The sequence below is a fragment of the Limnobacter sp. UBA3528 genome, from assembly GCF_002377005.1.
Classification (GTDB): domain Bacteria; phylum Pseudomonadota; class Gammaproteobacteria; order Burkholderiales; family Burkholderiaceae_B; genus Limnobacter.
In genome coordinates, this window is record NZ_DFOZ01000055.1 from 21,200 (window position 1) to 27,199 (window position 6,000).

The 6,000-nt window shown below is 47.9% G+C and carries 8 protein-coding genes; 6 read left to right on the forward strand and 2 right to left on the reverse strand.

The annotated features are described in order from the left end of the window. Positions 1–257 precede the first annotated feature (257 nt). Entirely contained in the window at positions 258–527 is a 270-nt protein-coding gene (locus B4N58_RS15185) for a tyrosine-type recombinase/integrase (protein ID WP_291750585.1), read from the forward strand. 19 nt (positions 528–546) lie between these two features. After that, positions 547–780, forward strand: coding sequence for a hypothetical protein (locus B4N58_RS15190; RefSeq protein WP_291750586.1), 234 nt, complete (start codon positions 547–549; stop codon positions 778–780). A gap of 292 nt (positions 781–1,072) precedes the next feature. Here the strand turns inward: B4N58_RS15190 and B4N58_RS15195 are convergent, their stop codons facing one another. Continuing rightward, complete coding sequence (locus B4N58_RS15195) at positions 1,073–1,489, reverse strand: hypothetical protein (protein WP_291750587.1); 417 nt, start codon at positions 1,487–1,489, stop codon at positions 1,073–1,075. Continuing rightward, positions 1,476–1,913 carry a hypothetical protein gene (locus B4N58_RS15200; RefSeq protein ID WP_291750588.1) on the reverse strand — a complete coding sequence of 146 codons (438 nt, stop codon included), beginning with the start codon at positions 1,911–1,913 and terminating at the stop codon, positions 1,476–1,478. Before B4N58_RS15200 ends, B4N58_RS15195 begins: the two co-directional genes overlap by 14 nt. Positions 1,914–2,150: 237 nt before the next feature. Between B4N58_RS15200 and B4N58_RS15205 the strand changes: the two genes are divergently transcribed. The 4 genes from B4N58_RS15205 to B4N58_RS15220 all read left to right on the forward strand — a co-directional run bounded on the left by B4N58_RS15205 (position 2,151) and on the right by B4N58_RS15220 (position 5,935). After that, the gene (locus B4N58_RS15205) at positions 2,151–3,017 is read left to right on the forward strand and encodes a MobA/MobL family protein (protein ID WP_291750589.1); all 867 of its coding nucleotides are present in this window, start codon (positions 2,151–2,153) and stop codon (positions 3,015–3,017) included. 321 nt (positions 3,018–3,338) lie between these two features. Then, positions 3,339–4,304 carry a hypothetical protein gene (locus B4N58_RS15210; RefSeq protein ID WP_291750590.1) on the forward strand — a complete coding sequence of 322 codons (966 nt, stop codon included), beginning with the start codon at positions 3,339–3,341 and terminating at the stop codon, positions 4,302–4,304. 22 nt (positions 4,305–4,326) lie between these two features. Then, entirely contained in the window at positions 4,327–4,641 is a 315-nt protein-coding gene (locus tag B4N58_RS15215) for a LexA family protein (RefSeq protein WP_291750591.1), read from the forward strand. Then, entirely contained in the window at positions 4,625–5,935 is a 1,311-nt protein-coding gene (locus B4N58_RS15220; protein WP_291750592.1) for a Y-family DNA polymerase, read from the forward strand. The genes B4N58_RS15215 and B4N58_RS15220 overlap by 17 nt, the downstream gene beginning before the upstream one ends. Positions 5,936–6,000: the final 65 nt, after the last annotated feature.

Sequence of the window (6,000 nt, forward strand, 5' to 3'; positions counted from 1 at the left end):
CTACGCCGGTGAGCTGGCTATTCTGCGGCTTGATACTTCGCCAAGAGCCATTAGGATAAAACGAGATCCTTTCTGTGTCAGTATCCTGTTGAGCGAATGCAAGAAGTAAAAAATCTATAGTTCATAGCTAGAGTTGGAGCCAGAGTTGAAGGTTGTAGCCGGTAACACCTATATACATCGAGAAGAGGTAGAAGGCCTTGATACAACAATCGCCGCACCTTTAAAAGCGGCCCTGAGGGTACCGGCGGGTCAAAAACGTGATCCACCAGTATCTTTTGGTTACCGAAACCGGTAGCAAGCTTACTGAAGGGGCGTTGAAAGGTCGCTTCACAAAGGCCAGGGCAGCAGCTAAGGTTGATATTAAAGGGTTCCAGTTCCGCGATTTGAGGGCCAAAGCCGCGACTGATACCACTGAGGCCACTGGGGACATTCGCCAGGCACAAAGACAGCTTGGCCATGCTGCGTTGAGTATGACCGAGCATTACACCAGGCAGCGCAAAGGTGATGCTGTGAAGCCCACTAAGTAACAACCGGAAGAGGTCTAGTATGAGCGTTGACGCGATCAAAGTGATTGAAAGAACGAGTACTGGTTTGGCGGTGGTGGGTAGCTCACGTGTTGAGCTAGTGGCCTTTTTGAATCAGCTAGCCGCCTGCAATGAGGTCCAAAAATTGGGTGAGCAGCAAGGGGTTACAAATGAGGAAATTAGGGTGCTATTTTTTGAGGCAGGTCGCTTGCTTAAATTGATTAGACCTCTTCATGTTGAGAAAAAGGCCGCTTAATCAATAAATCCTACAGTGGAATATTTATAAATCGTAATATGAAATTCGACCCTGATCTTCCGCAAGACGCCTTTCAAATTTTGAAAGAAAGGCTATTTCACAATTCAGGCATGTGCCCTTTTTGTTCAAGCCTAGACCTCTCCCGGTCACTGAGTGGCATTCAGGATTCATCTGAGGAAGAGATCATGCTGGCGACCATTGTGGTGTTCTGCCGGTCATGTGAGGGGACGTGGAGTCATGTGATGGCCCACCTGCAACTTATACAGGTAGGCGTAGGATGCGAGCCGATTGATTAAATTTGCTTCCTGTACAAAACGATTGCTGCCATTTGATGGCACGCTGGATCAAAAACGAAATCTTCATCACCGAATTTGGTCAGGCCATGTAGCTCGTAGCCCCTTGCGTCACGAAGATCAGCCAGCTCATCAAAAGATTCAGCTTCCATCACTTCAATAAGATCGCTAGCGGCAGCGTCGATTATGCCTCTCCCGTTATCCTTCAAGCCAACTCCAAAAATGAAGTCCCGATCCATGTCGGTCAGGGTGCGTTTGGCCCAATCAAACGACCTCGAATTGCTGATCTCCCAGGCAAAGAATCCCACAAAATCGTCTTCACCGTAGGAAATAGGGGTCTCTGAAGCGTCAAGACCTTTCGCCTCGACAACAGCTTGCTTCAATAAGTTAATGTTGACCACATTAGATTTGTCCATTCAGCTTGTTCCTCAAACGATCACCAGCTAGCCCAGTAAGCGGGCTTGGTTCGGGTTTTTTAGTCAGCGCCGCTACTCTGGCCTGGACCGCTTCTGGCAAAGCGCTAGGCGCCTTTGTGGCGGTGGCCTCTACTACCTTCACCTCTGGTTGCTTTGGTGCCTGGAATGTGGGCCTTGGTGTCTTGGCGGGTTTTTCGCCCCGTGGCGTGCGGTCCTTCTTTTCAATGGCGACACCGAACAATGCCTTGTCAATGTCCGTTTTCAACCAGGCAAGAAATTCTGGGTTTTCTTCCACATGAGCCATGTGCTCACGTACGTACTCACCCACCTTCTGTGTCTTCCTGGTCTCTTCGGCACGAACCTTTTTAATCAGAAGAATTTGCTTGCGTTCAATTTCCAAGAGCCTTTGCTGTGCTGTTTTCATTTGATTTTCCTGTTCTGTAACTTCATGGGATCAAATCTAAAATGCGGTGCTTTTTTTGTAAAAGATTTTCTGGTCACGAAAAGCAGTGCGCGGTAACTTTATTTACAGGCGAAGCACGAGAGCATTTTGAAAAACGTGAGCCTTAATTTTTACAGCAACTTTTTTACTTTGCGTGCAACCGTAGAAAAGTAAATTCACCTCGTTTCAGATACGCAAACCACCTATTGGAAGGTTCATATGAAAAACTTTAAGTGCCAAGTAAACATTATTTCTCGAAGTGATGGGGCGTCGATTATTCAGCGCTCGGCATATCGCTCTGGGCAAAGAATTACTGATCAGGAAACTGGGAAAACTCACGATTACTCACATCGAAAGGATGTGTGTTTTTCTTACATTACAGCCCCAGAGGGTTCCCCTGAGTGGTCTCTGTATCCTGAAAAAGTTTGGAACGCCGCTGCTGCGGCCGATACTAGAAAAAATTCTCGCTTGGCTCGTGAGCTGATGATCAGTCTTCCAGCCGAATTTAATTATGAAGAAAGGGCTTTGCTAGTTGCTGATATTGCTCACTTTTTGGTGGGGCGATATCAGGTTGTTGTTCAAGCCGATATCCACGAGCCAAAGATTTTTTCGGTGGAAGATCTTTTAAAACTCAATGATCAGCATGCTGTACCTATGCAATCAGCCCCCGGATTTTTTCATAATGAAAACTGGCACACACACATTTTATTTTCGACACGAGAAATGACTCCATTCGGGTTTGGTAAAAAAACAAGGGCGCTCGACGATGGGAAAACAGGCCGATTAGAAATTGAAAAGATTCGATCGGCGGTGGCAGAAATGATGAACGTCAAGGCCCGTGAGGCCGGAATAGACCTATTCATGCATGCCAAGTCCGCTAGGCGCCGCGGTTCTCCCGAAATTCCAACTATGCCACTGGGGCAGAAAGGTCATTGGGCAGCCAAACGAGGGCTACCAAATGCCACCGCCGAATTGAATCATCGCATCAAGGCATATAACGAAAGAGCTACTTTGGTCGAAGCAGATTTTGATGAATTCCTAAGGCAGCCTAGATTCCACAAGTCCAGCCCTGGCATATCTTTGTGAGATTGCCGATCTTTTTTGGCCTAGAGGCCCCTGTTTAAGGGGTTTTCCTTTTTGAAGTTGCCGATACTTTTGCCGATGAAAGTGTTCTCGGAAAAGGGTTACGTTGATAGCGAGCGTCTCTGTTGGGATCTTTTAAGATAATTTCTTGTTCTTACCGTCGTTGAATCGATTGAGCAAAAAAGATTTCTCCAGTTTTTTTATTTTGAAGAAGAACAAAGGAGCTAAATGGGGATGGTGCAGGCTGGAGAGGTTGGTTTACATTGAAGAATACGTGAGCCACCATGTTTTCTACGTAATCTATTCATATAAAGGTTCATTAATATGCCATACACCCCATCTAATTTTGATCCGATGGGCTCTTTGTGGAATCGCTGGTATCCACATATTCATGCACCAGGAACAGTCCTAAACGATCAGTACAAGGGTGCTGATCCAATGGAGGAGTTCATAGCCCGAGTTGAAAACTCAGAGCCCAGAATCCGTGCTCTGGGAGTTACCGATTATTTCGGTGTGGAGGGTTACGAGCAGGTTTTGGCGGCTAAACGCTCTGGTCGTTTGCCAGATGTAGGGCTAATTTTTCCGAATGTCGAATTGCGATTTGGTATCGAAACAAAAAAGGCATCACCTGTAAATCTTCACTTACTCTTTTCTCCTAAAGATTGTGATCATGTCTCCCGAATCCATCGCTTTCTTGAGGGGTTGGAGTTCAATTACAAGGGCGAAACTTATCGTTGCCGAAGAGAAGACCTGATTCTTCTCGGAAAGGCCCATGATTCGTCAATTATTGATGATGAAGTAGCAAGATCGGCTGGCGCAAACCAGTTCAAAGTAAGTTTTGATCAGCTTATGAATAAAATTACGCAAAGCGACTGGGCTAGACAAAACATGCTTCTAGCAGTTGCCGGGGGAGAGAAGGATGGGACAGCAGGACTACGAGATCCTGATGGTTCTTTTGCGGCGTTGAGAAAACAAATAGAGCGGTCCGCTCACTTGGTATTTAGCTCGAACCCCAATCAAGTAAAGTTTTGGAGCGGTGATGGCGTTGCTCCGGTCGCAGAACTGGAGCGTGAGTACGGCGGACTAAAACCATGCCTTCATGGTTCTGATGCTCATTGCATTGAAAAGGTTGGAGTACCTGACGATGAAAGGTATTGCTGGATAAAGGGCGATTTGGCGTTTGAAGCCTTACACCAAGCGTGTATTGAACCGAAAGAGCGAGTTTCAATCGGTGCTAAACCTCCCCGCGGCTCATTGCCTATCAGCGGGGTTTCCATCGCCTGCTGCTGACTACGCAGAGGATGGTCTGGATTTGAACGAATACCTGGTTCGCAACAAGCCGGCCTCCTTCATGTTCACGGTGAAGGGCGATTCAATGATGAACGCTGGCATTGTGGAAGGCGACAAGGTGATTGTTGATCGATCCCTCAACGCCAAAAGCAAAGACATTGTGGTGGCAGTGGTGAATGGTGAATACACCATTAAGCGGCTTTATAAAAATGCTGTGAAAGTAGAGTTGCGACCCGAGAACCCGGCCTACCAGCCCATTGTGTTTAAAGAGGGCAGCGAGCTTGAAATTTGGGGTGTGGTTGTGGGGGTAGTGCGCCGCTATGGAAACCAAAGCTAAGGAAACGAAAACCCAGCCAGTTTTTGCACTGGTTGATGTGAATAATTTTTATGTGTCGTGCGAGCGGGTATTTAACCCTAAGCTGGAAGGCGTGCCCATGGTGGTGCTGTCGAATAACGATGGTTGTGCAGTGGCCCGCAGTGCTGAGGCTAAAACCCTTGGCGTGAAAATGGGCGAGCCTTGGCACAAGCTAAAAGACCTGGCCAAGCAGCACGGCATTCTGGCTTATTCATCCAACTACACCTTGTATGGCGACATGAGCCAACGTGCGGTGGAAGTGCTTTCCACCTTCACCCCAAACCTGGAGGTGTACAGCGTGGATGAAAGCTTTCTGCAGATTGAATCGGTGTTGAAACTTTACCCAACGGCCACTGAAATGGGGCAGCAAATTCGAGAGCGCATGCGCCAGTGGTTGGGCTTGCCAGTGTGCGTGGGCATAGGGCCCACCAAAACCCTGGCCAAGCTTGCCAACCACATGGCCAAGAAAATGCCGCAGTTCAATGGGGTGTGCGATCTTCATGCAATACCTAGAGCAGAACGGGTAAGAATAATGGCGGAAATTGATGTGGGCGAGGTGTGGGGAGTAGGGCGCCGTGTGGCTATTCGTTTGAATGACATGGGCATTCATAGCGTACTCGATCTTCGCAACGCAAAGCCAGCAGAAATTCGCAAACACTTCAATGTGGTGCTTGAGCGCACCTGCCAGGAACTTCGTGGTGTGCCTTGTTTGGAACTGGAAGATGTGGCGCCCGACAAGCAACAAATAATGAGCTCGAAAAGCTTTGGGCAGCCAGTAACTGAAGTGGTAGATCTTTGCGAAGCCATATCTGCTTATGTAGAACGCGCTGCACAAAAACTACGAGCGCAGCAATCGCTGGCGGGTGGTTTGTATGTGTTCCTGCGCACTAACCCGTTCGACCCGAAGGCGGCTCAATACAGCGCCAACCATCATGTGTCGTTGGGTGTTCCCACTGACGACACTCGGCTGATCTCCGACCTTGCGGTGCAAGTAATCAAGCATTTATTCAAGCCCGGTTTTGTGTACAAAAAGGCGGGGGTTATGTTGACAGGGCTTACCGAGAAGGCGAGTTATCAGCATGACCTGTTTGCGAACATTGAAGGGCAAGATAAATCGGCCAAATTGATGAAAGTGTTGGATGAAATTAACGGTAAGTTTGGGCGAGATTCGCTGATTTGTGCGTCCTCTGGGTTTGACAGAAGGTGGGCGATGCGGTGCGAAAATCGAAGTCCGCGACACACTACATCTTGGTCGGAGATGCCAATTGCGATTTGATATTTGATGCTAATCCGATCTGTAGCTAATCCACGCTTAAAAAGTCGGCCTTGCAAAATGTTCGA